This window comes from Sphingopyxis sp., from assembly GCF_041916015.1.
Taxonomy (GTDB): Bacteria; Pseudomonadota; Alphaproteobacteria; order Sphingomonadales; family Sphingomonadaceae; genus Sphingopyxis.
In genome coordinates this window covers 13,346-36,660 of the sequence record NZ_JAYSAH010000032.1, presented here as the reverse complement: position 1 = coordinate 36,660, position 23,315 = coordinate 13,346, and the positions used below count along the sequence as shown (strand labels likewise).

22 protein-coding genes, 1 tRNA gene and 1 riboswitch are annotated in these 23,315 nt (G+C 66.2%); of the genes, 10 read left to right on the top strand and 13 right to left on the bottom strand.

Annotated elements, in window-relative coordinates:
• Positions 1-627: 627 nt before the first annotated feature.
• A tRNA-Gln gene (locus ACE3SL_RS05275) sits at positions 628-703 on the bottom strand.
• Positions 704-757: 54 nt separating this feature from the next.
• A complete protein-coding gene (locus ACE3SL_RS05270) occupies positions 758-1,843 on the bottom strand; it encodes a branched-chain amino acid aminotransferase (RefSeq protein ID WP_374524709.1) in 1,086 nt (361 codons plus the stop codon).
• A gap of 90 nt (positions 1,844-1,933) precedes the next feature.
• Here ACE3SL_RS05270 and ACE3SL_RS05265 point away from each other — a divergent pair, with 90 nt between their 5' ends.
• Positions 1,934-2,443 (top strand): MarR family winged helix-turn-helix transcriptional regulator, encoded by a 510-nt coding sequence (locus tag ACE3SL_RS05265; protein WP_374524708.1) that lies wholly within the window; start codon positions 1,934-1,936, stop codon positions 2,441-2,443.
• Here ACE3SL_RS05265 and proC read toward each other — a convergent pair.
• Together proC and ACE3SL_RS05255 are read right to left on the bottom strand one after the other, a co-directional pair.
• Positions 2,440-3,270, bottom strand: coding sequence for a pyrroline-5-carboxylate reductase (gene proC, locus ACE3SL_RS05260; protein ID WP_374524707.1), 831 nt, complete (start codon positions 3,268-3,270; stop codon positions 2,440-2,442). The two genes, ACE3SL_RS05265 and proC, sit on opposite strands and share 4 nt — an antisense overlap.
• A 33-nt stretch (positions 3,271-3,303) precedes the next feature.
• A complete protein-coding gene (locus ACE3SL_RS05255; protein ID WP_374524706.1) occupies positions 3,304-5,001 on the bottom strand; it encodes an alkaline phosphatase family protein in 1,698 nt (565 codons plus the stop codon).
• Positions 5,002-5,130: 129 nt separating this feature from the next.
• On the opposite strand from ACE3SL_RS05255, the gene ACE3SL_RS05250 reads away from it, so the two are divergent.
• The 5 genes from ACE3SL_RS05250 (at position 5,131) to ACE3SL_RS05230 (ending at position 9,350) form a co-directional block, all read left to right on the top strand.
• Positions 5,131-6,999: a protein-disulfide reductase DsbD family protein gene (locus ACE3SL_RS05250; RefSeq protein WP_374524705.1), complete on the top strand. Its 1,869-nt coding sequence runs from the start codon at positions 5,131-5,133 to the stop codon at positions 6,997-6,999.
• Positions 6,999-7,739, top strand: coding sequence for a TlyA family RNA methyltransferase (locus ACE3SL_RS05245; protein ID WP_374524704.1), 741 nt, complete (start codon positions 6,999-7,001; stop codon positions 7,737-7,739). Before ACE3SL_RS05250 ends, ACE3SL_RS05245 begins: the two co-directional genes overlap by 1 nt.
• Before the next feature lie 76 nt (positions 7,740-7,815).
• Positions 7,816-8,367 (top strand): TspO/MBR family protein, encoded by a 552-nt coding sequence (locus ACE3SL_RS05240; RefSeq protein ID WP_374524703.1) that lies wholly within the window; start codon positions 7,816-7,818, stop codon positions 8,365-8,367.
• Positions 8,368-8,414: 47 nt separating this feature from the next.
• Positions 8,415-8,756: an accessory factor UbiK family protein gene (locus tag ACE3SL_RS05235; protein ID WP_374524702.1), complete on the top strand. Its 342-nt coding sequence runs from the start codon at positions 8,415-8,417 to the stop codon at positions 8,754-8,756.
• A gap of 87 nt (positions 8,757-8,843) precedes the next feature.
• Positions 8,844-9,350: a YbjN domain-containing protein gene (locus ACE3SL_RS05230; RefSeq protein ID WP_374524701.1), complete on the top strand. Its 507-nt coding sequence runs from the start codon at positions 8,844-8,846 to the stop codon at positions 9,348-9,350.
• A 110-nt stretch (positions 9,351-9,460) separates the two neighbouring features.
• On the opposite strand, the gene ACE3SL_RS05225 is transcribed toward ACE3SL_RS05230, so the two are convergent.
• From ACE3SL_RS05225 to ACE3SL_RS05205, 5 genes are all read right to left on the bottom strand, one after another.
• A complete protein-coding gene (locus tag ACE3SL_RS05225; RefSeq protein WP_374524700.1) occupies positions 9,461-10,414 on the bottom strand; it encodes a right-handed parallel beta-helix repeat-containing protein in 954 nt (317 codons plus the stop codon).
• Positions 10,415-10,701: 287 nt separating this feature from the next.
• A complete protein-coding gene (gene metH / locus ACE3SL_RS05220; protein WP_374524699.1) occupies positions 10,702-13,320 on the bottom strand; it encodes a methionine synthase in 2,619 nt (872 codons plus the stop codon).
• 123 nt (positions 13,321-13,443) lie between these two features.
• Positions 13,444-14,493, bottom strand: coding sequence for a homocysteine S-methyltransferase family protein (locus tag ACE3SL_RS05215; RefSeq protein WP_374524698.1), 1,050 nt, complete (start codon positions 14,491-14,493; stop codon positions 13,444-13,446).
• Positions 14,490-15,431, bottom strand: coding sequence for a methylenetetrahydrofolate reductase (metF, locus tag ACE3SL_RS05210; protein WP_374524697.1), 942 nt, complete (start codon positions 15,429-15,431; stop codon positions 14,490-14,492). The genes ACE3SL_RS05215 and metF overlap by 4 nt, the downstream gene beginning before the upstream one ends.
• On the bottom strand, positions 15,428-16,408 hold the full coding sequence (locus tag ACE3SL_RS05205) for an ArsR/SmtB family transcription factor (RefSeq protein WP_374524696.1): 981 nt from the start codon (positions 16,406-16,408) through the stop codon (positions 15,428-15,430). The genes metF and ACE3SL_RS05205 overlap by 4 nt, the downstream gene beginning before the upstream one ends.
• Here ACE3SL_RS05205 and ACE3SL_RS05200 point away from each other — a divergent pair.
• The 4 genes from ACE3SL_RS05200 (at position 16,407) to ACE3SL_RS05185 (ending at position 18,564) form a co-directional block, all read left to right on the top strand.
• Entirely contained in the window at positions 16,407-16,958 is a 552-nt protein-coding gene (locus ACE3SL_RS05200; protein WP_374524695.1) for a hypothetical protein, read from the top strand. The genes ACE3SL_RS05205 and ACE3SL_RS05200 overlap by 2 nt on opposite strands.
• A 178-nt stretch (positions 16,959-17,136) precedes the next feature.
• Positions 17,137-17,466 (top strand): entericidin EcnAB, encoded by a 330-nt coding sequence (locus ACE3SL_RS05195; RefSeq protein ID WP_374524694.1) that lies wholly within the window; start codon positions 17,137-17,139, stop codon positions 17,464-17,466.
• A gap of 73 nt (positions 17,467-17,539) precedes the next feature.
• Positions 17,540-17,737, top strand: coding sequence for a hypothetical protein (locus ACE3SL_RS05190; RefSeq protein WP_374524693.1), 198 nt, complete (start codon positions 17,540-17,542; stop codon positions 17,735-17,737).
• A 32-nt stretch (positions 17,738-17,769) separates the two neighbouring features.
• A riboswitch (ZMP/ZTP riboswitch) is annotated at positions 17,770-17,863 on the top strand.
• Positions 17,864-17,886: 23 nt separating this feature from the next.
• Entirely contained in the window at positions 17,887-18,564 is a 678-nt protein-coding gene (locus tag ACE3SL_RS05185; RefSeq protein WP_374524692.1) for a DJ-1/PfpI family protein, read from the top strand.
• A 138-nt stretch (positions 18,565-18,702) separates the two neighbouring features.
• Here the strand turns inward: ACE3SL_RS05185 and ACE3SL_RS05180 are convergent, their stop codons facing one another.
• From ACE3SL_RS05180 to ACE3SL_RS05165, 4 genes are all read right to left on the bottom strand, one after another.
• A complete protein-coding gene (locus ACE3SL_RS05180) occupies positions 18,703-19,449 on the bottom strand; it encodes a glutaminyl-peptide cyclotransferase (protein ID WP_374524691.1) in 747 nt (248 codons plus the stop codon).
• A 227-nt stretch (positions 19,450-19,676) separates the two neighbouring features.
• Entirely contained in the window at positions 19,677-21,320 is a 1,644-nt protein-coding gene (gene groL / locus ACE3SL_RS05175; RefSeq protein WP_374524690.1) for a chaperonin GroEL, read from the bottom strand.
• Between the two features lie 81 nt (positions 21,321-21,401).
• Positions 21,402-21,692, bottom strand: coding sequence for a co-chaperone GroES (gene groES, locus ACE3SL_RS05170; RefSeq protein ID WP_056346358.1), 291 nt, complete (start codon positions 21,690-21,692; stop codon positions 21,402-21,404).
• Between the two features lie 118 nt (positions 21,693-21,810).
• Positions 21,811-23,208, bottom strand: a complete 1,398-nt coding sequence (locus ACE3SL_RS05165; protein ID WP_374524689.1) for an MATE family efflux transporter — start codon at positions 23,206-23,208, stop codon at positions 21,811-21,813.
• Between the last annotated feature and the right edge of the window lie 107 nt (positions 23,209-23,315).

Below are 23,315 nucleotides of genomic sequence, written 5' to 3'. Positions count from 1 at the left end.
TGCGCGCGCCTCCGGTCGGGCTACGCCCGCCCTCCGCCGCACGCAGCGCAAGGCCATCTTCAACAAACCAGCATCATATCCGAAAAGGGGGTCCCTCTTCGACGCCGATCGGGGGTCCCTTTTGAACGCCGTTTGACACGCTCGGTCGCACAATCCGGCACTTCTTTGATACGGTCGAACAGTTCGATCTGACGAAGCTGCGCTGCGACAGCTACGATCCGCAATGGTGTGCCTTTGAGCAGGCGCTTCGCGCACTCCGTAAGTCAGTGGTCTATCAAGTCGGAGAATTGGCCGACGCGTATTCGATCCCGTTGCATGGCGAATTCGCGGAGCAACGGCCGCGCTATTCTAGCGGCCCATGAGGCCACTAGGCTGATGGTTTGGACTTACAGCGTCGGTTTTCGGGAGTTGGCGGGCGCGCCGACAACATTAACGGCTGCCCTCGTCGCAAGTGGAGCGCGACCGCGCCCACCCAAGCCGCATCATAAAAACAAAGCTTGCAATCGTGCCAGGAGCGATTCATCGTAAATTTACGGGGGCCACGGCGAGGTGCCACGGGGTGTGGCCTCTGCAATTCTTACGCAGAGATTCGTTTTAATTTTCAGATAGTTACAATTCCGCACCGACTGGCTGGGGCGGCAGGATTCGAACCTGCGCATGGCGGTACCAAAACCCGCTGCCTTACCGCTTGGCTACGCCCCCACGGCCGGTGCGACGCGCGCTCTAGAACGCGGCGTCGGCGATTGCAAGGAAGGGCTTAGAGCCGCGTGACCCAGCCGTGGGGATCGGCGGCGCGGCCGCGCTGGATATCGACCAGCCGGTCCTTGAGCATCCCGGTAACCTGTCCGGCACCGCCCGCACCGATGGTGAAGCTGGTCTCGCCGCGCGTCACCTTGCCGACCGGCGTCACCACCGCGGCGGTGCCGCAGGCGAAGCTTTCGGTCAGGCGGCCACTCTCGGCATCCGCCTGCCACTGGTCGATCGAATAGGGTTCCTCACGGACGGTCAGGCCCGCGTCGCGCGCGAGCGTGATGATCGCGTCGCGGGTGATGCCGGGCAGGATCGTACCGGTCAGCGGCGGGGTGACGATGCTGCCGTCCTCGAAGACGAAGAACATGTTCATGCCGCCCAGTTCCTCGATCCAGCGATGCTCGGCAGCGTCGAGGAAGACGACCTGATCGTGCCCCTTGGCGATCGCTTCGCTCTGTGCGATCAAGCTGGCGGCATAGTTGCCGCCGCATTTGGCGGCGCCGGTGCCGCCCGGCGCGGCGCGGGTATAATGTTCCGACACCCAGAGCGAGACCGCGGGGGCGCCCGACTTGAAATAATTGCCGGAAGGCGAGACGATGACGAGGAAATGATATTCGGACGCGGGCTTGACGCCGAGGAACACCTCGCTCGCATACATGAACGGGCGCAGATAGAGCGCGCCGCCCGCGACCGGCGGGAACCAGTCGGCATCGGCGGCCACCGCTTCCTTGACCGCGGCGATGAACAATTCCTCGGGCAGTTCGGCCATCGCCATGCGGCGCGCGCTCGCGTTGAAGCGCGCGGCATTGGCCTCGGCGCGGAACAGCGCCATCGAGCCGTCGTCGAGGCGATAGGCCTTCAGCCCCTCGAAAATTTCCTGCGCATAATGGAGCACCGCGGTCGCGGGATCGAGCGACAGCGGCCCGCGCGGCATCACCTTCGCGTCGTGCCAGCCGATCCCCTCCTTGTAGCGGATCGACACCATATGATCGGTGAAGACGCGCCCGAACTGCGGGTCTGCGATCGCCGCCGCGCGTACATCGTCCGCCGTCGGATTGGGGTGCGGCAGACGGGTGAAGGCGGGAGCAAGCATGACTAAAACCCTTATTATCCGGGATGTGACTCGGGGTGGACGCTGCGCGCCTCTTGCCAAAGGCGGGCGCGGGGCGCAACGGTAGCGACTATGCCGAATGAAAATTTTCTTTCACAAGTTCCCGCTGCCTCTGCCCTTTTCTTGCGCGAGGCCGAAGTACGCCGCGGCATCGAATATCTGTTTTTCGGCCATGGCGCGCTGTGGCGCGCGATCGATGCCCGGCTGGCCGAAAACGGGCTAGGCCGCGCGCATTACCGCGCGCTCTATTTCATCGCGCGCGCGCCGGGAATCACGATTTCGGACCTGCTGGGATTACTTGGTATCACCAAGCAGTCGCTCGGGCGGGTCGTGAAGGAGCTCGAGGCGCGCGAATTTCTGACGACGCGGCCGGGCGGACGCGACCGGCGGCAGAAGGAGCTGCGCCTCACCCCTGGCGGCCGCGCGGTCGAAGCGGCAATTTTCCAGCCGCTCCGCGACGCGATGAGCCGCGCCTACACCCATGCCGGGCAGCAGGCGGTGACCGGCTTCTGGCAGGTCAGCGAAGCGCTGATGCACCCGCGCGACCGCGCGCGGGTGGCGAAGCTGGGGGATGAAAGCTAGGCGTCGCCCCGCGCGATATCGGCGAGTTCGCGCCCGCGATCGCGCGCGGCGCGTAGCACCCCGGTGAACAGTGCCGCGAGCTGACCGCCCTCGTCGAGTACATCGAGCCCGGCCTGGGTGGTGCCGCCCTTGCTCGCGACCTGCACGACCAGCGCGCCCGGTTTTTCATCGCTGTCGGCGAGCAGTGCGGTGGCGCCGCCGAAGGTCGCGACCGCGAGCTTCAGCGCATCGTCGGCCGACAGGCCGAGGCGCTCGCCGGCGGCGGCATAGGCTTCGATGAGGCGAAAGACGAAGGCGGGGCCGCTGCCGGTAAAGGCGGTGACGAGGTCCATCGCTGCATCGTCGGCGAGCGGCACCACCGTCCCGAGTGGTTCGAGCAGCGCCGCGATCACGGCGTCATCGGCGGCGCCGGCGCTCGCGACCGCCGACACGCCGGCCCCGATGCGCGCGGCGAGGTTCGGCAGGATGCGTACCTGCGCCTTTGCGCCCGGAAAGCGCTGCGCGAGATCGGCAAGCGATACGCCCGCGAGGATCGACAGGAGGTGGACCTCGCCCGTCGCGGCGGGCGCAAGCTCGGCCGCCACCTCGCCGAGCTGTTGCGGCTTCATGCCGAGCATGATCCAGTCGGCGCTGCCGCCTGCCGCTTTCCAGTCGGCGAGCGAGGCGAATTGCGAAATCCCCTCGCGGGGACTCGCGAAGGGATCGACGATCGCCACCCGCGCGGGGTCCAGCCCCGCCGCGAGCCAGCGATCGAGCATCGCGCCCGCCATATTGCCGCACCCGACCAGCAGCAGCCGGCCAGAGAAAGTCCGCAAACTCTTCGTCATCGTCTCTTTGTCTTCTCGTTCTAACGGCAACTGCTAACGGCAACTGCTCTCGGGTCCCGACAGCAGGTCGAGGCAGCGCCCGTCGATCTTGTTCATGTCCAGCGGCACGCCGATCACCGACGCCAGTGTCGGCAAAATGTCCACCGTCATCACGGCATTCGGTTGCTCGAAGCCGGTGAGCCCCTTGCGCCAGAAGAGGATCGGCACCCGCCGGTCGTAATCCCACACCGACCCGTGCGTCGCGACGAAGCCGAGGCCTGCTTCGGGGATCGGGGTCACGCGCGGCTTCAGCACGACGATGAAATCGCCCGAACGCTGCGGATTATAGGAAGCGCGCAGCTTGTCCATCAGGCTCCAGACGTCGGGCGAGCGCTTCGAAATCGGATAGGCCGCAAGCTCCGCGCCGGTCACGACCGTCTCGACCTGACGGTGCGCCTTGTAGCGCGCGACGAGTTCGGCGAGCGCGGCCTTGCGCTGCGCGGGAGTCAGCGCCTTCGACAGATACATGTCGCCGAACGGACCGTCGCCATAGAGCAGGGGTTGCGGCAGGCCGAGCTTTTCGGCGACTGCTTTGCCCATCGTCGCGGGATCGAGCGCCTTGTCGACCCGCTCGACCGCAGGCCAGGCATTCTGCCGGTTGCGTTCGGGCAAGTCGTGTCCGCCATGGTCGGCGGTCAGCGCAACGACATAATCGATTCCGGTCGCGTCCAGCCGCGCGAAGAAATCGCCGAGCTCGCGGTCGAGCGCGAGCATCTGCATGCACATTTCGGCGCCCTCGGTGCCGGTGCCGTGGCCGACATAGTCGGTCGCCGACAGGCCAAGGATCAGGAGGTCGGTCGTGTCGCCCTCGCCAAGCTTGCGCGCCTGGCGGAGCGCGGCGCCCGCGGCAAGCACCGCGCCGTCGGCCTCGGGCGAGGCCATGAAGCGGCGGAAGTCGCCGCCGTCGCGCTGGAAGCGGCCGGTGCCGACCGTCGCGCCCTTGTCGCCGACGGGGATTGCGATGTCGTGCGCGGCGCAGTCGGCGGGAAGCGCAACCGGCGCACGCGGCGCAGCGATGGCCGCGGCGATCGCGGTGCCCGCCTGCTGCGTGGTCGGCGAGAGCGCGACGCCCGGATAGCTCGTCAGCCCGGTCGGCACGAGCCAGACGAGTTCATCGGCCTTGCGCCCGCCCATCATGATCGCCGCGCGATCCTTGCCCGCGACCGAAACGACCTGCGCCTTCGGGTTCGCCGCCTTCATCCAGTCGCCGAGCGTCGCGACGAGGAGATGGTTGATCGAGGCGGAGTATTTCTTCGAACTGCTGCCGGGCACGCTCTCGTCCTCGGCGCAATAGAGCTTCTTGTCGTCGCGCGCCGCCGAAAGGTCGAAATAATTGTTCGCGATAATCCCGGTATGCGCCGGATGATTGCCGGTCAGGATCGTCGAATGGCCGGGGCAGGTCTCGGTTGCGCCATGCGCCTGATAGCCCGCGGGGAAGACGACGCCCGAGGCGAGCCGCGCGAGGCCGCCGGTGAAATGGCTGCGATATTCGGCGAAGAGATCGGCGGAGAACTGATCGACCGAAATCGCGACGACGAGCTTGGGCGCCGGGGTCGCGGCCGTGACTTTCGCCGCGGGCGCGGCCTTGTCCTGCGCGAGCCCCGAGGCGGTCGCGGCGAGGGAGAGGGCGGCGGCCAGCGTGAGCTTTGCGGCGGTGGTCAGGGTTTTGATCGTCACGGGCGGCGTCTCCATGCAAGGTCATCAGCGCGGGCTGTCCTCTCGACGAAAGCCGCCTATATGGCAAGCCTTAGACGATGAAATGGCTGCGGGTAGATTGTGAATACGAACAGGCATGTTTTTGTGACAATTTTCCGCACCGTAATGGCCCTTCTGGCGCTCGCGGCGCTCGCGCTCGTGCCGTCGCGTGCCGCCGCGCCGCATATTGCGGCGAAGCTCGTCGCCGAGTCGCCCATCCCCGCACCGGGCGGGACGACCGCGATCGCGTTGACGATGGCGCCCGAGCAGGGCTGGCACGGCTATTGGCTGAACGGCGGCGATGCGGGTTTCGGGCTGCAGATCGAATGGAACGCGCCCGAGGGGGTCACGGTGACGCCGCTCCGCTACCCGGTGCCCGAGCCGTTGATCCTCTTCGGCATGATGAACCATGTCTATGAGCATCCCTATGCGCTGCTCGCCGATGTCCGGGTCGCCAAGAGCGTCGCGCCGGGCACCGACCTGACGCTGACCGGCATCGCCAACTGGCTCGCCTGCACCGACAAGGTGTGCGTCCCTGAAAAGGCGGTGATCTCGGTGGCGCTGAAGGCGGGCGACGGCACGATCGGGGAGGCGGAGCGCGCGCGGTTCGACGCATGGCGCGCGAAGCTGCCGCAACCGCTCGACCGCGCGGGCGCGTGGGAGCGCAAGGACGATATGATACGCTTCGGCGTCCCCTTGCCCGAAGGAACCGCACTCGACACGCCGCACCTGTTCCTCGAAACGCAGAATCTCGTCGACTATCCCGCCGCACAGACCTTCAGCCGCAACGGCGACTGGATCATCGTCGAGACCAAGGCGAAGGGCGACGCCGCGGGCCCCGTGCAGGGATTGCTCAAGCTGTCCGACGGGCGCGGGCTTTCGGTTCATTTCGAGCCCGCCGCGGTGCGCCCATCAGGCACGCCGATCGCTGCCGCAAGGGAAGCGATCGACACGGGCCTGTTCTGGACCGCGCTCGGCGGCGCGATCCTCGGCGGGCTAATTCTCAACCTCATGCCCTGCGTCTTCCCGATTCTGAGCCTGAAGGCGCTGAGCCTCGCGCGGTCGGGGGGCGATGCACGCGACGCGAAGGTCGAAGCGGCGGCCTATACCGCGGGCGCGATCGTCACTGCCTTGCTGCTCGGCGGCGTGCTGCTCGCATTGCGCGCGGCGGGCGAGCAGGTGGGATGGGCGTTCCAGTTGCAGCATCCGGTCAGCGTCTTCCTGCTGATGCTGCTGGCGATCGCAATTACGCTTAACCTCGCGGGATACTATGAGCTGCCCTCGTTCGGCGGCGGGCAGACGCTCACGAGTCAGGGCGGCGCGGCGGGCGGCTTCTGGACAGGCGCGCTCGCCGCCCTCGTCGCGACCCCGTGCAGCGGGCCACTGCTCGGCGCGGCGCTCGGCGCGACGCTCGTGCTGCCGGCGTGGGCCGCGCTGCCGATCTTCGGCGGGCTGGGGCTGGGCCTTGCCCTGCCCTTTCTTGCGATCGGCTTCGTTCCCGCGCTGCGCAACCGATTGCCCAAGCCGGGACCATGGATGGCGACATTCCGCAAATGGATGGCGCTGCCGATGGCGCTGACGGCGCTCGCGCTTGCTGTGCTACTGTGGCGGCAGGTCGATGGCGGCTGGAGCGAACGCGGCACGCACGCGGCGGCTGAGTCGGGAGATATTTTCTCTCCCGCCGCGCTCGCCAAAGCGCGCGCATCGGGCAAGCCCGTATTCGTCTATTTTACCGCCGACTGGTGCCTCTCATGCAAAGCCAATGAGGCGGGCGCGATCAACCGCGCGGCGGTGCAGGAAGCGTTCGAGGCGAACGGTGTGGTCACGCTCGTCGGCGACTGGACGAACGGCGATCCGGTCATCACCCGCACGCTCGCCGAGCAGGGGCGCAACAGCGTGCCGCTCTACCTCTGGTATGCGCCCGGCGCGGCGGAGCCCGAAATCCTGTCGCAGATCCTTACGCCAGGGCTGCTCACCGGCAAGGCGGGCGGCTGATGGCGAAGCAGCGCGCCGATCAATTGCTCGTCGACCGTGGGCTCGCCGAAAGCCGGTCGCGGGCGCAGGCGCTGATCCTCGCCGGGCTCGCCTTCGTCGGCGACCGCAAGATCGACAAGGCCGGGCAGCAGATCGCCGACGATGCCGAGGTCAGCGTCAAGGGCCGCGACCATCCGTGGGTGTCGCGCGGCGGGATCAAGCTCGACCATGCCCTCACCCATCTCGGCTGGGATGTGGCGGACGCCGTGGCGATCGACGTCGGATCGTCGACCGGCGGCTTTACCGACGTGCTGCTGAGCCGCGGCGCGGCGCGGGTCTATGCGGTCGATTCGGGGACCAACCAGCTCGCGTGGAAGCTGCGGCAGGACGCGCGCGTGATCGTCCACGAACAGACGAGCGCGCGCATCCTGACCGCCGACCATATCCCCGAGCCCATCGACCTGATCGTCTGCGACGCGAGCTTTATCGCGCTGTCGAAGGTGCTGCCGGTGCCGATGTCCTTCGCGAAGGACGGCGCGCGCATGGTCGCGCTGATCAAGCCGCAGTTCGAGGCCGAGCGCCACGAGGTCGGCAAGAAGGGTGTCGTGCGCGACGCTGCGGTGCATGAACGTGTCTGCGCCGAGGTGCGCGATTGGCTGGAGCGCGAAGGCTGGACGGTGCTCGATCTGGTCGAAAGCCCGATCACCGGCCCCGAAGGCAATGTCGAATTTCTGATCGCCGCGACGAAGCGAGCCGCTTGACGGGGGAAATAACAGCCGCGACACCTGTTTCCTGCAGAATCGCCGAGACGCCTAAAGAGTCAGGGACCACGCCGACATGACCGAGATCGCTACGCCGGGCCAGTTACGCATGTCCTATTGGCGCTGGGCCATGGTCACCGTGCCGTCGATCGTGCTCGTCGGAACCGCGATCGGACTGCTCTCGAACAGCGGATATTCCAATCGCTGGTTCGCGGCGCTCGACCTGCCAAGCATCACGCCGCCCGGCTGGGTCTTCGCGGTCGCCTGGACGATCCTCTATATCTGCATGGGGCTTGCGCTCGCGATGGTGCTTCATGCGCGCGGGGCGAAGGGGCGTGGTTTCGCGCTGCTGCTCTTCTTCGTCCAGCTCGTCGCCAATTTCGCCTGGTCGCCGCTCTTCTTCGGCGCGCATCAGGTGACGACGGCGCTGTACCTGATCATCTTCATCCTGATGGTGGCGGTCGCGACCTTCTTCGCTTTCGCGCCAATCCGCAGGGCCGCTGCGTGGCTGCTTGTTCCCTATATTGCGTGGCTGGCCTTCGCCGCAGCCCTCAATTTCCAGATCGATCAGGCCAATCCGAACGCCGAAACCCTTGTCCCCGCCGCTGCCAGCACCCAGATAAGTTGACGGCGCAAGGGACAAACAGGGGGCTCTCCCCACGAAGGAATTTTGAAATGCAGAGCGAAAACCGCTTTTTCGACGATCTCGCCAAGATGGTGAACGGCATCGCCGGCACCGTCGCCGGCGCCGGCCGCGAGGCCGAGAGCGCGATGCGCGAGCGCGCGAAGGAATTCGTCGGCCGCATGGACTTCGTCAGCCGCGAGGAATTCGAGGCGGTGAAGCAGATGGCCGCCAAGGCGCGCGCCGAGGCCGAAGCGCTGAAGGCACGGCTCGACAAGCTGGAAGGCGCTGCGAAGCCGGCGGCGGCAAAACCCGCCGCGGCAAAACCCGCCGCGGCACCCAAAGCAGCGGCAAAGCCCGCTGCCAAGCCTGCCGCGCGCAAGCCCAAGGCCTGACCCCAACGCCCTTTATGCACAGGACGATCCCCGAAGGCGGCGGGACGCGGACTCGCGTCTCCGCCGCTTTCGGTCTAAGGCGCGCGGATGAGCGAAGACATTTACGACGACGATGACGGGCAGGAAGCGGCGCCGATCGACATGATCGCCTCCTATTTCGCCGCGCACGACTGGCCGCACGAAATGGTCGGCGAGGACGAGATCGTCGCGACCGCGCAGGGCAGCTGGACGACCTATGAACTGCGCGCGGTGTGGCGCCCCGACGACGGGGTAATCCAGTTGCTCGCCTTCCCCGACATCCGCGTCGTCGAGGACAAGCGCACCGTCGCGCACGAGGCGCTGGCGATGATCAACGAACAGCTCTGGCTCGGCCATTTCGAGCTGTGGTCGAACAGCGGCACGATCCTCTATCGCCACGGCATGCTCGTCGGCAGCGACGCGCAGCTGCCGCTCGACCTCACCGAAACGCTGATCGAAAGCGCGATCGACGAATGCGAACGCTTCTATCCGGTGTTCCAGTTCGTGCTGTGGGGGGGCAAGACCCCCGCCGAGGCGCTCGCGGCGTCGCTGATCGAAACGCGCGGCGAGGCTTAGCCTTCCTCCACTCCGTTCGTCCCGAGCGTGTCGAAGGACTGTCCTTCCTTCGGCCTCGAAGAAAAGAACGGCGCTTCGACAAGCTCGGCGCGAACGGAAATATAGGCGATCTAGCGTTTTTCGAACTTCGCGATCCGCGGCCCCAGTTCGTTAACGCCGATCGCCAGCGGTTCGCCGCTCCAGTCGGCGACGAACACCGACGGCCAGTCCACCCCTGCCGCCAGGCTGGCGCGGTTGCCCGCGATGGCGAGGCCGCGCGACGGATTCTTGCGCTCCTCGGCCGCGACCGCGATGAAGGCCGAATGGTTTTCCTTGTCGCGGCCCTGCGCGAACAGATTGTTCGCGATCCGGCCGGTCGAGCCCGACGACAGGTCGATCATATAGTTGGTCGCGCTGCCCTGCGTATCGTCGAAGCTGTTGTCGGCGACGTCGACGACGATGCCGCGCGTCTTCAGATAATGGCCGCCGGTGCCCTTTTCGAAGCGCGTATGCGTGACGACGACGCGGCCATAGATGCCGGTGTAGACACTGTGCGCGCAGCTGAGGCCGCGGTCGCAGCGGCCGAGGCGCGAGAAGGTCGAGCGGTCGATCGTCAGCGTCGCCCCCGGATCGTCGGCGGTAAGGATGCCTTCCTCGCTGCTGCGGAACATGCTGTTGACGACCGTGAGGTCGCCCTTTTCGAGGCGGATGCCCGCGCCATTCCCATCGGGGACGCGCATGTTCTGGAAGACGACGCCATCGACCGTCGCGCTCGCGCCGCGCAGGACGAGCGCCGCCTTGCCTTCGCAGGTCACGCCGTCGAAGATCGCGCGGCCGGGCTCGGCGGCGGCGAAGGTAACGCGTCCCGCGGTCTGCACCGCGCAGTCGCGGTGATAGCCCGGTCCGACGCGGATCGTCCCCTCACCCTCGCCGATCGCATCGACCGCATCCTGCAGGCGGCCGAAGCCGCGGCCGTTCACCTCATAGGGCGCGCCGCCGGTCTGCGCGGGAAGCGGCGCCGGTGCGAAAAGCAGCGGAAGGGCGAGCAGCGGCAACAATGGCCGGTGAAAAAAGGTCTGGAACATCCTTCCTTTATAGCAGCTTCGCCAGTTCCCGTCTTTCGCGAAGCTGGTTAACCGGCGCGCTGTCCCTCTATCGGACAAAGCCGCCCACCCTTCTTACCGCCATGTTCCCCCGCGAAGGGTGTTGGGAGTCACGTGCCTCCCAACACGGTCCATCTCCGGTCGGTGCGAGATGGAACCGGCAGGAGATGGGTCAGTATCGGGTTGACCATGCCCCGCATGGTCAAGGATCGTCCGGGGGACGATCCGACCCGATGTTCCTTCGCGGGGACTCATCAAAATGGGTAAGGTCAGTCCAGATTGGGCCGCAGCCAGCGGGTCGCGGTTTCGATATCGACCCCGCGCCGTTCGGCATAATCGGCGAGCTGATCCTCGCCGACGCGCGCGACGCCGAAATAGCTCGCGTCGGGGTGGCCGAAATAGAAGCCCGAGACCGCCGCGGTCGGCAGCATCGCGAAACTTTCGGTGAGCGTCGCGCCCGAATGGGTTCCGGCATCGAGCAGGTCGAACAGGATCGGCTTCAGACTGTGGTCGGGGCACGCCGGATAGCCGGGCGCCGGGCGGATGCCGCGATATTCTTCCTTGATGATCGCCTCGGGCGTCAATTGCTCGCCCGCCGAATAGCCCCAGAGGTCGGTGCGAACATGCGCGTGGAGCCGTTCGGCGAAAGCCTCGGCAAAGCGGTCGGCGAGCGCCTTCAGCAGGATGTCGTTATAATCGTCGTGCGCCGCCTTGAAGCGCGCGAGATGCGGCTCGATGCCATGGATCGCGACCGAAAAGCCACCGATCCAGTCGCCGTCATGGCTGACGAAATCGGCGAGGCACATATTGGGACGCCCCTCGCGCTTGGCGATCTGCTGGCGGAGGAAGGGGATGCGGACATGCTCTTCGGTTTCCTCCAGATGGACGATCACATCGTCGCCCTCGCGCCGGCACGGCCAGAGCGCCGCGACGCCGCGCGCGTGGAGCCAGCCCTCGCCGACAATCTTTGCCAGCATCGCCTGCGCGTCGGCGAACAGATTGCGCGCGCTTTCGCCGACGATTTCGTCGTCGAGGATCGCAGGATAGACGCCGGCGAGCTCCCAGGCGCGGAAGAAGGGCGTCCAGTCGAACCATTCGACGAGCTCGGCCAAATCCCAATCGTCGAAGGCGTGGATGCCGGGCTTCTCGGGCGGGAAAGGCCGGAGATGCTCGTCGATCGCAAAGCCGTTGGCGCGCGCATCGGCGATGGGCACCAGCGCGCTCTGCCCCTTGTTCGCGCGCACGTCGCGGATATGCTCATAATCGGCCTTGTAACCCGCAACGAACGCATCGCGCCCGGTATCGCTGACCAGCGAGGTGGCGACGCCCACCGCGCGGCTCGCGTCGAGGACGTGGAGCACCGGCCCCTTGTAAGCAGGGTCGATGCGGAGCGCGGTGTGAACCTTCGAGGTCGTCGCGCCGCCGATCAGCAGCGGCATCGTCATGCCCGCACGCTGCATTTCTTCGGCCACCGTCACCATCTCGTCGAGCGAGGGGGTGATCAGACCCGAGAGGCCGATCATGTCGGCGTCATTCTCGTTCGCCGCCTCGAGGATCTTGCTCCACGGCACCATCACGCCCAGATCGACGATCTCGAACCCGTTGCACTGGAGCACGACGCCGACGATATTCTTGCCGATGTCGTGGACGTCGCCCTTGACGGTCGCCATCACGACCTTGCCCTTGCCCTTCGCGCCGGGCTCCTTCGTCGCCTCGATGAAGGGGAGCAGGTGCGCGACTGCCTTCTTCATCACGCGCGCCGACTTGACGACCTGCGGCAGGAACATCTTGCCCGACCCGAACAGGTCGCCGACGACGTTCATCCCGTCCATCAGCGGGCCTTCGATCACCTCGATCGGCCGGTCCATCGCAAGGCGCATTTCCTCGGTGTCCGAGACGATATGCGCGTCGATGCCCTTGACCAGCGCATGTTCGAGCCGCTGGCGGACCTCCCAGCCGCGCCATTCCTCGGCGGCCTTTTCCTGCGCCGCATCCTTGCCCTTGTAGCGTTCGGCAAGGCCGATCAGCCGCTCGGTCGGGCTTTCGGCCTCGCCCGCGACCTTGCGGTTGAGGATGACGTCCTCGCACGCGGTCCTCAGTTCGGGATCGATCGTGTCATAGACGTCGAGCTGGCCCGCGTTGACGATCGCCATGTCGAGTCCGGCGGGGATCGCGTAGTAGAGGAAGACGCTGTGCATCGCGCGGCGCACCACCTCGTTGCCGCGGAAGCTGACCGACAGGTTGGAAAGCCCGCCCGAGAAATGCGCGTGCGGGCAGCGGAGGCGGATTTCCTTCACCGCCTCGATGAAATCGACGGCATAATTGTCATGCTCCTCGATCCCCGTCGCGACGGCGAAGATATTGGGGTCGAAGATGATATCCTCGGGCGGGAAGCCGATGCCGGTGAGCAATTTATAGGCGCGCTCGCAAATCTCGATCTTGCGCTGTTTCGTGTCGGCCTGCCCGACCTCGTCGAACGCCATGACGACGACCGCGGCGCCATAGGCCATGCATTTGCGCGCGTGCGCGAGGAAGGGCTCCTCGCCTTCCTTCATGCTGATCGAATTGACGATCGGCTTGCCGGGCACGCATTTCAGCCCCGCCTCGATGACATCCCATTTCGAGCTGTCGATCATCACCGGCACGCGCGCGATATCGGGTTCGGCAGCGATCAGCTTCAGGAAGGTCGTCATCGCATATTCGGCGTCGAGCAGGCCCTCGTCCATGTTGACGTCGATGACCTGCGCCCCGTTCTCGACCTGCTGGCGTGCGACCTCGACCGCCGCGGCATAATCGTCGGCGAGGATCAGCTTCTTGAATGCCGCCGATCCGGTGACGTTGGTGCGCTCGCCGATGTTGACGAAGGAGGAAGACGCAGACTGGTTCATGCTTTTCTTTTTCCGTTCGGGCCGAGCTTGTCGAAGCCCCGTCCTTTTCTTTTCCGATGGCCCAAAGGGAAGAACGGCCCTTCGACAAGCTCAGGGCGAATGGGCCTTATTTTCCCGGTCAGTTCACGCCGCCATGGTGAAGGGCTCCAGCCCGGCGAGCCGCGTGCGCACCGGCACGTCGGGAATATATCGCGGCGCGAGGCCTTCGACCGCTTGTCCCATCGCGGCGATATGCGCCGGGGTGGAACCGCAACAGCCGCCGAGGATATTGACCTGCCCGTGCGCGGCCCATTCACGCACGAGGCCGGCGGTCGTGTCGGGCAGCTCGTCATATTCGCCGAGCTCGTTGGGAAGCCCCGCGTTCGGATAGACCATCACCAGCGTGTCGGCGAGGTCGGAGAGGACGCGGACATGCGGACGAAGCTGCGCCGCGCCGAACGAGCAGTTGAGCCCCACAGTCAGCGGCTTCGCATGGCGCACCGCATACCAGAAGGCTTCGACCGTATGCCCCGACAGGTTGCGGCCGCTGAGGTCGGTCAGCGTCATCGAGATCATCAACGGCAACTCGCGCCCGACCTTCGCCTCGGCCTCGAGCGTTGCTGCAATCCCCGCCTTGGCATTCAGCGTGTCGAAGATCGTCTCGATCAGGATGAAGTCGGCGCCGCCCTCGGCCAGCGCGACCACCTGTTCGAAATAGACGTCCTTGAGTTCGTCGAAATCGATCTCGCGATAACCCGGATTGTTGACGTCGGGCGACAGCGACAGCGTCTTGTTGGTCGGCCCGACCGCCCCCGCGACGAAACGGCGGCGGCCGTCGAGCGCTTCATATTTTTCCGCCGTTGCACGGCCGAGGCGTGCGCTCTCCCGGTTGATGTCCGCGACCAGCGCTTCGGCACCATAGTCGGCCTGGCTGATGCGGTTCGCGCTGAAGGTGTTGGTCGAGACGATATCGGACCCGGCGGCGAGATAGGCCTCGCCGATCGCGGTCACGACATCGGGGCGCGTCAGCGCGAGGATGTCGTTATTGCCCTTCTGGTCGTGACCGAGCCCGAGATCGCCCGCGTAGCAGGCCTCGGTCAGCTTGCGGAGCTGGATCTGGGTGCCCCAGCCGCCGTCGGTGAGCAGAATCCGCTCCTTCGCCGCCGCCTGCAGGGCTTCGCGTGCGCTGATCATGCGGCTTTCTCCGTCGCCGGGGCGATCTTTTGACGCAAACCGAGCAGGTGGCAGATGGCATAGCTGAGCTCCGCCCGGTTGAGCGTGTAGAAATGGAAATCGCGCACCCCGCCCGCATAGAGGCGGCGCGACATTTCGGCGGCGATCGTCGCGGCGACGAGCTGGCGCGCCGCGGGGTGATCGTCGAGCCCGTCGAACAGCGACACCATCCATGCCGGGATCGCGGTGCCGCACATGTCGGCCATGCGCTTCGTCTGCGACACGTTCGATACCGGCAGGATGCCAGGGATGATCGGCGCGTCGATTCCCGCCGCTGCCGCCGCATCGCGGAAGCGGAGGAAGGCGTCGGGCGAGAAGAAGAATTGCGTGATCGCGCGGTTTGCGCCAGCATCGAGCTTGCGCTTCAGATTGTCGAGGTCGGCCTCGGCGCACGAGGCATCGGGATGCACCTCCGGATAGGCGGCGACCGAAATGTCGAACGGCGCGACCGCTTTCAACCCGGCGACGAGCTCGATCGCATTGGCGTAGCCGTCCGGATGGGCGCGATAGGGACCGCCACCCGGAACATCGCCACGCAGCGCGACGATATGCCGCACCCCCGCCTCCCAATAGGCGGCCGCCACCTCGTCGATCTCGGCCCGCGATGCCTCGACGCAGGTCAGATGCGCGGCGGGCGCCACCGCGCTCTCGGCGGCGATGCGCGCGACGGTCGCGTGGGTGCGTTCGCGCGTCGAACCGCCCGCGCCATAGGTCACCGAAACGAAGCTCGGGCCGAGCGGTTCGAGCGTGCGGAAGGTGTCCCACAATTGCGCTTCCATCTTCTCGGTCTTGGGCGGGAAGAATTCGAAGCTGACGCCGATGTCGCCCTCCAGATTGGCGAAGAGCGGGGTCGCGGCGGCGCGGCGCGCCTCGGCGAGCGAGTCGAGAGGAGAAGTCATGCCGCGAGCCTTTTATCGTTGCGGGAGAGAGGAGAGCGGCTTTGGCCGTCGCGACGACGCCCGAGCCAGAGCTTGACCGCGAGGTCGCCGCCTTCGAGCGCTTGCGCGCTTTCGAGCGCGAGTCCCGCGGCGTCGAACCAGTTGCGGATTTGCGCGTCCGAAAAGCCGAGACGCGCATGCGCCGCGCGCGTGCGCAGATCTTCATCGGCGTGCGGCGCGAAGTCGGCAATCAGCAAATGCCCCCCGCCGCGCAGCACGCGCGCCGCCTCGGCAATCACGCGATCGGGTTCATGCGCGAAGTGCAGCGCCTGATGGATGACGATGCTGTCGATGCTGGCGTCGGCGAGCGGCAGATTGAGGAAATCGCCCTGCACCAGATCGATCGGCACCCCTTGCCCCGCCAGCTTGGTCCGCGCGATGCGCAGCATTTCAGGGCTGCGGTCGAGCGCGGTGACGCGGTGCGCGGCGGGCGCGAAAATTTCCGCCATGCGCCCCGTGCCCGTGCCGATGTCGAGCAGATGGCCGAGCCCGCGGCCGCGCATCATGGCCAGCATCGCAGCTTCGACTTCGCTCTCGGCGACATGGCGCGAACGGATCGCGTCCCATTCGACCGCATGTTCGGCGAAATAGCGCTCGGCGGCGGCGGCCCGCTCGGCGCGAACGGCGGCGAGGCGGCGCGCGTCATTGGCGATCACCAGCGCCTCGCCCTCCGAAAAGGGCCATTCGCCGGCGTTCACTGCGATGCCGGAGGCCGGACCTTCGGTCGCGATGCGCAGAAAGACCCAGCTGCCCTCGCGCCGCCGCTCGACGATCCCGGCCTCGGCCAGGATGCGGACATGGCGCGACACGCGCGGCTGGCTCTGGTCGAGCACCACCGCCAATTCGCCGATCGCAAGCTCCATCTCGCGCAAAAGCGCGACGACTCGCAGGCGGGTCGGGTCCGCCAAGGCGCGGAAAATGTCGAGAAGCTCGGCCATGAACCAACATATAAAGCTTTCTTTATATCTGGTCAACCAAGCCGCGCCGGCATTTTCCTTCGCAGGCTGCGCACGGGTCAAATTGCGACAAAAGGAAGGCACGAATGAAAAAAGGACGTTGCGCCCCTTGGGACGAGGGGGTAATTCTGCGCGCGATTGGCAATTTTACGGGATCGATCTTGGTTCCATGCCGGTCGATCAGTTCAATCGAGAGGGGTATTCCCACATGAAGAAGTCGATCACTCTGTCGCTCGTTCTGGCCGCCACGATGGGCCTCGCTGCTTGCGGTGAAAAGGCTGCCGACAACGCCGCCACCACCGAAACCCCGGCACCCGAAGCCACCACCGAAGGCGCTGCCGACGGTGCGATGCAGGCTGCCGAAGGCGCCGCCGACGCCGCTGCGACCGCCAAGGACGCCGCGACCGACGCCGGTGCCGCTGCCGCTGCTGGCGACACCGCCGCTGCGACCGACAAGGCTGCCGAAGCTGCCGGCGCTGCCAAGGAAGCGACCGACCAGGCGAAGGCCGCTGTCGACGCTGCCAAGAAGTAAGCGTTTTCGGCCTTTCGGCCAAAGGAACATGGGGTCGTCGGTCATGCCGGCGGCCCCTTTCTTTTTGGGCTTCCACATTGTGCACGCGCCTGCGCTGTGCGGTTGCCAAGCAACTGATCGGCGATTAATCCTTTGCCCCGATGGCCCCCCGGCCATTGGACTTCGAAAGGACTAATTCATGCGCAAGATCATCCTCGCCTCGATGGCCGTCGCGGCCTTCAGCCTCGCCGCCTGCTCGGAAAAGGCCAAGGAAGAAACTTCGGAAGCCGCCGGTGCGGTTGCCGATGATGCCGCCGCCGCGGGCGACAAGGCCGCCGAGGGCGCGGCGGACGCCGCCGACGCGACCGCTGCCGCCGCCAAGGACGCGGGCGCCGCGGTCGAAGGTGCCGCCAAGGATGCCGGCAATGCCGTCGAAGGCACGGTGAACGCTGCCGGCGACGCTGCCGCCAAGGCCGGCGACAAGATCGCCGAGGAAACCAAGAAGGCCGAAGCCAACGACAAGAAGTAAGTCGCGGGCACGCCTTCGGGCTGATAATGAAGGGCTCCATCCTCGGGTGGAGCCCTTTTTCACGGGAGCCGATATGCGACATCTTTGGCCTGTGCTTGCGATGGCCCTGCTCGTCGCGGGATGCAGCCGTACCGACAATGAGCCCGGCCCCGGCGGGGTGACGGTCAGCGAAGCGAAGGCGCTCGACGATGCCGCCGAGATGCTCGAAAGCCGCGACGGCACTCCCCCGAAGCCCGATCCGGCGAGCGCGACGGACAAGGCTGCCAAATAGCCTTTCCTCTCGAACCCGGCCGCATTAGGATGGCCCGACCCCGCGACTGGCGTAGGAAGATGGAGTCCCATCGGGGAGCGGGGTTCGGCCGCATGGCCGGAAGAGCCGCGCGCCTGGGCGATCCGCTGCCGACGCGAGGAGCCTTCCGCATGACCACCGCCCCAGAAACCACGATCGTCTTCCTGCTCTTTCCGGGCATCACCCAGCTCGACTTCACCGCGCCGGCGCAGGCGCTGTGCCGGATGCCGGGCGCGCGGCTGGTCGGCGCAGCGAAAACTCTCGACCCGATCGCGACCGACAGCGGCTTTTCGATCCTGCCGACGCATGATTTCGCGTCGGCGCCGCAAGCCGACATTCTCTGCGTTCCCGGCGGGCATGGCGTGACCGAGGCGCTCGGCGATGCTGCAACGATCGCCTTCATCGCGCGGCAGGCGGCCGATGCGCGATGGGTGACGAGCGTCTGCACCGGCGCCTTCCTGCTCGGCCGCGCAGGCTTGCTGGCGGGCAAGCGCGCGACGACGCACTGGGGCTATACGCATTTGCTGCCGCTGGTCGGCGCGACCCACGAGACGGCGCGGGTCGTCGAGGACGGCAATGTCGTGACGAGCGGCGGGGTGACCTCAGGCCTCGACTTCGCGCTTACACTGATCGCGCGGTTGCAAGGCGAGTCGGTCGCGCAGGCGATCCAACTCGCGATCGAATATGATCCCGCCCCGCCCTTCGCCGGCGGCCATCCCGACCGGGCGCCCGAAGCGGTAACCGCCGGATTGAAGAGACGCGTCTATGACGTCGCGGCGGCGCGGATGGAGGCGGCCCTCAAGGCATAGAGTCTCGTGCCTTAAATCTGACCGTTCGCCCTGAGCCTGTCGAAGGGCCGTTCTTTCTTTCCACGTCGAAGACAAGAGCGGTGCTTCGACAGGTTCAGCACGAACGGAGCGGATGATACAGACTTAAGGCTCGCCCCTCTAACGGCAGTCGGCGAGCGCAATCTCGTAGAGCTTGGGCCAATATTTGCCCGTTACGAACAGGCGCTTCTTCTTCGCATCCCACGCGATGCCGTTGAGCACGCTGTCGGTTCCGCTCGCGCCGGCATCGGCCTTCAGCCCCGACAGGTCGATCAGTGAGGCGATATCGCCGGTCGCGGGATCGATACGGACGATGAAATCGGTCATCCAGATATTGGCCCAGACCTGGCCGTCGATCGTCTCGAGCTCGTTGATCATCGCCAGCGGGCGGCCACCGAAGCGGACGGTGACGCGCTTCTGCTCGGCCATGGTGGCGGGATCGAAGAATTTGAGGTCCGACGATCCGTCGCTGAGCACCAGACTGTCTCCGACCATGGTGACCCCCCACCCCTCGCCGTCATATTTGAAGTCGCCGAGCGGTTTCAGCGTCTCGATCGACCAGCGGTGGCCGATGCCATTCTGCCAGGTGACGCCGATGATCTGCTCGCCCCAGCGGGTGATGCCTTCGCCGAACTGGTCGGCGGGCAGCTTCGTCTGGGCAAGCGCCTTGCCGGTTTCGAGATCGAGACGCGCGACGCGCGACCGGCCGTACTGGCCGGTGGCTTCGTAAAGATGCCCGTCCTGCCAGAACAGGCCCTGGGTGAAGCTGGCCGCATCGTGCGGATAGCTCCGAACGATGCGGTAGCCGCAGCGTTCGATCGGTGCGGGATCGGCAGCAGCGGATGCAAGGGCAAGGAAGAGGATCATCCCGCCTAGCTATGCCGCGCAAGGTGAACTGGCAATGAGAGAACCGCCGTGCCCTGCGCAGACAGGGGCCCATCATCGGCGCGCGCGTTTTCCTGCGACCGGCGGATGAGAAGGAACGGGCAGGTGATGGACCCCTGCCTGCGCAGGGGCACGGCGCGCAAGAAAAGGGCCGGTGGATCGCTCCCCCGGCCCCGTTTCTCGTTGGCTGAACGCCGAACGGTTTGGACTTAAAAGTCCATACCGCCCATGCCGCCCATGCCGCCGCCGCCCATCGGCATCGCCGGCTTGTCTTCGGGCAGCTCGCTGACAGCGGCTTCGGTGGTGATCAGCAGGCCAGCCACCGACGCGGCGTCCTGAAGCGCGGTGCGCACGACCTTGGTGGGGTCGATGACGCCGGCGGCCTTCAGGTTTTCATAGACGTCGGTCGCAGCGTTGAAGCCCTGCTCCTGGTTGTTTTCGCGCAGCAGGTTGCCGGCGACAACCGCACCATCGTGACCGGCGTTGGCCGCGATCTGGCGCAGCGGCGCTTCGATCGCCTTGCGGACGATATCGATGCCGCGGGTCTGGTCGTCGTTGGCGCCCTTGAGGCCGTCGAGGGCCTTGGTTGCGTACAGCAGAGCCGTACCGCCGCCGGGGACGATGCCTTCTTCCACAGCCGCGCGGGTCGCGTGCAGCGCGTCGTCGACGCGATCCTTGCGTTCCTTCACCTCGACCTCGGTCGCACCGCCGACCTTGATCACCGCAACACCGCCGGCGAGCTTCGCCAGACGTTCCTGCAGCTTTTCACGGTCATAGTCGCTGGTCGTGGTTTCGATCTGCGCACGGATCTGTTCGACGCGGCCCTTGATCGCCTCGGCATCGCCAGCACCGTCGACGATGGTGGTGTTGTCCTTGTCGATCGTGACGCGCTTCGCCTGGCCGAGCATGTTCAGCGTGACCGACTCGAGCTTGATGCCCAGATCTTCACTGATCATCTCGCCGGCGGTCAGGATCGCGATGTCCTGCAGCATCGCCTTGCGGCGATCGCCGAAGCCGGGCGCCTTGACGGCCGCGACCTTGAGGCCGCCGCGCAGGCGGTTGACGACGAGGGTCGCGAGCGCTTCGCCCTCGATGTCCTCGGCGATGATCAGGAGCGGACGGCCCGACTGCACCACGGCTTCGAGGATCGGCAGCATCGACTGGAGGTTCGACAGCTTCTTCTCGAAGATCAGGATGTACGGATCGGCGAGTTCGACCGTCATCTTTTCGGGGTTGGTGATGAAATAGGGCGACAGGTAGCCGCGGTCGAACTGCATGCCTTCGACGACGTCGAGTTCGAATTCGAGGCCCTTGGCTTCCTCGACGGTGATCACGCCTTCCTTGCCGACCTTTTCCATCGCTTCGGCGATCTTCTCGCCGACTTCGGTGTCGCCGTTGGCCGAGATGATGCCGACCTGCGCGATTTCCGAGGTGCCCGCGACCGGGGTCGAACGCGCGGCGAGGTCAGCGACGACCTTGCCGACCGCGAGGTCGATACCGCGCTTGAGGTCCATCGGGTTCATGCCGGCGGCAACCGACTTCATGCCCTCGCGAACGATCGCCTGGGCGAGCACGGTCGCGGTGGTGGTGCCGTCACCGGCCTTGTCGTTCGCCTTCGAGGCGACTTCGCGCAGCATCTGCGCGCCCATGTTTTCGAACTTGTCCTTGAGTTCGATTTCCTTGGCGACCGACACACCGTCCTTGGTGATGCGGGGCGCGCCGAAGCTCTTGTCGATCACGACGTTGCGGCCCTTCGGCCCCAGCGTGACCTTGACGGCGTCGGCGAGGATGTCGACGCCCTTCAGGATGCGCTCGCGCGCGTCGCGCGAAAATTTAACGTCCTTGGCAGCCATGATTGCTTCCTTTTCAAAACCGCAGAAAACTGCGCAACTTTACACTGAAATCGCGTTTCCGCCGGGGCGGAAGAACGGGCCTCAGGCGATGACGCCGAGAATGTCCGATTCCTTCATGATCAGCAGCTCTTCGCCGTCGACCTTGACTTCGGTGCCCGACCATTTGCCGAACAGGATGCGGTCGCCCGCCTTGACGTCGAGCGGAGTCACCTTGCCGTCGTCGGCGCGGGTGCCGGTGCCGACCGAGACGACTTCGCCTTCCTGCGGCTTTTCCTTCGCGGTGTCGGGGATGATGATGCCGCCGGCCGTCTTTTCTTCGGCTTCGATACGGCGAACGAGCACGCGGTCGTGCAGCGGACGAAACTGAGCCATGGAATTCTCTCCATTATGCGATGATAGGCTTTAGCACTCGCCCTGGAGGAGTGCTAACACGCGGCCATATGGGTCGCACCCCGAGAAGCGTCAAGCGGAGTCGATCAACTTTTTTGAGTCAGGCCGGAAGCAGGCCGAGGCGACCGCGCATCCGCCAGCGCGTGAGCAGCAGCGCCGCGACGACGACCAGCCCGACTGCGAGGCCGATCCAGACGCCGACGCCCTGGAGCGGGGTCCAGAAGCCGAGGTAGATGGCGGTGCCATAGCCCGCGAGCCAATAGCCGCAGACCGCGATCAGCATCGGGATGCGCGTGTCCTGCAGCCCGCGCAGCACCCCCGCCGCGACCGTCTGCGCGCCGTCGAAGAGCTGGAAGGCGGCGGCGACAACGAGGAACTGCATCGCGAAGCCGACGAGCAAGGCGTTCTTGGGGTCGCCGACATCGACATAGATCGACAGGAAAGCCTGCGGAAACAGCCACATCGACAACGCAGTCAGCGCCATGAAGCCGATGCCGAGCCACAGCGAAGCGCGGCCCGCGAGCGCGATGCCGCGGCGGTCGCCCGCGCCATAGGCGAGCCCGACGCGGATCGTCGCCGCCTGCGCGACCCCGAACGGAATCTGAAAGGCGAGCGCCGCGATCTGCAGCGCGATCGTATGCCCGGCGAGCTGCGCCTCGCCGATCCGGCCCATCAGGAAAGCGGCGCCGGTGAACAGCCCCGCTTCGGCGAGAATGGTCAGGCCGATCGGCGTGCCGATGCGCAGGATTTCGGAGAAGCGGCTCCACTCGCTGCGCCACCAGTTGCCGAACAGACGATAGCGCCGCAGCCGCCGGTCGCTCTGGATCACGACGACATAGGCGACCAGCATCGCACTGCTGGTGAGCACGCTCGACAGCGCCGAGCCGTGGAGGCCGAGCGCGGGCAGGCCGAGATGGCCGAACACCAGCACCCAATTGCCGAACACATTGACGAACAGCGCGAGGAAGGTGATCGCGGTCGCGATCGCCGGGCGGCCGAGCGCCGAGACGAAGATGCGCAGCACGCTCGCCGCGATCATCGGCGCCATGCCCCACATCAGGATCAGCAGGAAACTGGCCGCATGATGCGTCAGTTCGGGCTCTTGCCCGGTCGCGCGCATGATCGGGCCGCCCCCCGCGCAGACACCCATGAAGATAAGCGAGACGAGCAGGCTGATCCACAAGGCCATGCGGACGGTGCGCCGCACCTCGCGCACGCTGTGCTTGCGGCGCCCGAGTTCGGCAGCGATCAGCGGCGCCGACGCGCCGATGAGCCCGGTGCCGGTCCAGAGCAACAGGCCGAAGATCGCGACGCCGAGCGACGATGCGGCAAGCGCCGCGTCGCCGAGCCGCGCCACAAAGATGACATCGACCGCGTGAACGAGCATCTGAAGCAGGTTCGCCGCCGCCAGCGGCAAGGCGAGCGCCAGCGTCGCGCGAAACTCGGCGCGGAAATTTTGCGGCGCCGCCGCGGTCAGGGGGTGGGCCTGCTCCAGCATAGCCGGCCCGGATAGGCGCGGGCGTGACGGCGTTCAATAGCGGTGAAGTGCCATGCGCGGTTTCGGGGGTGGGGGTGATAAAAAGGCAACAGCCACCCCATCACTTC

What these genes read in the sequence shown, in the direction of transcription:
- ACE3SL_RS05270 (WP_374524709.1), bottom strand. Translation starts at nt 1,843, where the DNA reads ATGCTTGCTCCCGCCTTCACCCGTCTGCCGCACCCCAATCCGACGGCG.
- ACE3SL_RS05190 (WP_374524693.1), top strand. Translation starts at nt 17,540, where the DNA reads ATGCGACATCTTTGGCCTGTGCTTGCGATGGCCCTGCTCGTCGCGGGA.
- ACE3SL_RS05225 (WP_374524700.1), bottom strand. Translation starts at nt 10,414, where the DNA reads ATGTTCCAGACCTTTTTTCACCGGCCATTGTTGCCGCTGCTCGCCCTT.
- ACE3SL_RS05205 (WP_374524696.1), bottom strand. Translation starts at nt 16,408, where the DNA reads ATGGCCGAGCTTCTCGACATTTTCCGCGCCTTGGCGGACCCGACCCGC.
- metH (WP_374524699.1), bottom strand. Translation starts at nt 13,320, where the DNA reads ATGAACCAGTCTGCGTCTTCCTCCTTCGTCAACATCGGCGAGCGCACC.
- ACE3SL_RS05255 (WP_374524706.1), bottom strand. Translation starts at nt 5,001, where the DNA reads ATGGAGACGCCGCCCGTGACGATCAAAACCCTGACCACCGCCGCAAAG.
- ACE3SL_RS05185 (WP_374524692.1), top strand. Translation starts at nt 17,887, where the DNA reads ATGACCACCGCCCCAGAAACCACGATCGTCTTCCTGCTCTTTCCGGGC.
- ACE3SL_RS05250 (WP_374524705.1), top strand. Translation starts at nt 5,131, where the DNA reads ATGGCCCTTCTGGCGCTCGCGGCGCTCGCGCTCGTGCCGTCGCGTGCC.
- groES (WP_056346358.1), bottom strand. Translation starts at nt 21,692, where the DNA reads ATGGCTCAGTTTCGTCCGCTGCACGACCGCGTGCTCGTTCGCCGTATC.
- ACE3SL_RS05265 (WP_374524708.1), top strand. Translation starts at nt 1,934, where the DNA reads ATGCCGAATGAAAATTTTCTTTCACAAGTTCCCGCTGCCTCTGCCCTT.
- ACE3SL_RS05200 (WP_374524695.1), top strand. Translation starts at nt 16,407, where the DNA reads ATGAACCAACATATAAAGCTTTCTTTATATCTGGTCAACCAAGCCGCG.
- ACE3SL_RS05165 (WP_374524689.1), bottom strand. Translation starts at nt 23,208, where the DNA reads ATGCTGGAGCAGGCCCACCCCCTGACCGCGGCGGCGCCGCAAAATTTC.
- proC (WP_374524707.1), bottom strand. Translation starts at nt 3,270, where the DNA reads ATGACGAAGAGTTTGCGGACTTTCTCTGGCCGGCTGCTGCTGGTCGGG.
- groL (WP_374524690.1), bottom strand. Translation starts at nt 21,320, where the DNA reads ATGGCTGCCAAGGACGTTAAATTTTCGCGCGACGCGCGCGAGCGCATC.
- ACE3SL_RS05230 (WP_374524701.1), top strand. Translation starts at nt 8,844, where the DNA reads ATGAGCGAAGACATTTACGACGACGATGACGGGCAGGAAGCGGCGCCG.
- ACE3SL_RS05240 (WP_374524703.1), top strand. Translation starts at nt 7,816, where the DNA reads ATGACCGAGATCGCTACGCCGGGCCAGTTACGCATGTCCTATTGGCGC.
- ACE3SL_RS05180 (WP_374524691.1), bottom strand. Translation starts at nt 19,449, where the DNA reads ATGATCCTCTTCCTTGCCCTTGCATCCGCTGCTGCCGATCCCGCACCG.
- ACE3SL_RS05245 (WP_374524704.1), top strand. Translation starts at nt 6,999, where the DNA reads ATGGCGAAGCAGCGCGCCGATCAATTGCTCGTCGACCGTGGGCTCGCC.
- ACE3SL_RS05195 (WP_374524694.1), top strand. Translation starts at nt 17,137, where the DNA reads ATGCGCAAGATCATCCTCGCCTCGATGGCCGTCGCGGCCTTCAGCCTC.
- ACE3SL_RS05215 (WP_374524698.1), bottom strand. Translation starts at nt 14,493, where the DNA reads ATGATCAGCGCACGCGAAGCCCTGCAGGCGGCGGCGAAGGAGCGGATT.
- metF (WP_374524697.1), bottom strand. Translation starts at nt 15,431, where the DNA reads ATGACTTCTCCTCTCGACTCGCTCGCCGAGGCGCGCCGCGCCGCCGCG.
- ACE3SL_RS05235 (WP_374524702.1), top strand. Translation starts at nt 8,415, where the DNA reads ATGCAGAGCGAAAACCGCTTTTTCGACGATCTCGCCAAGATGGTGAAC.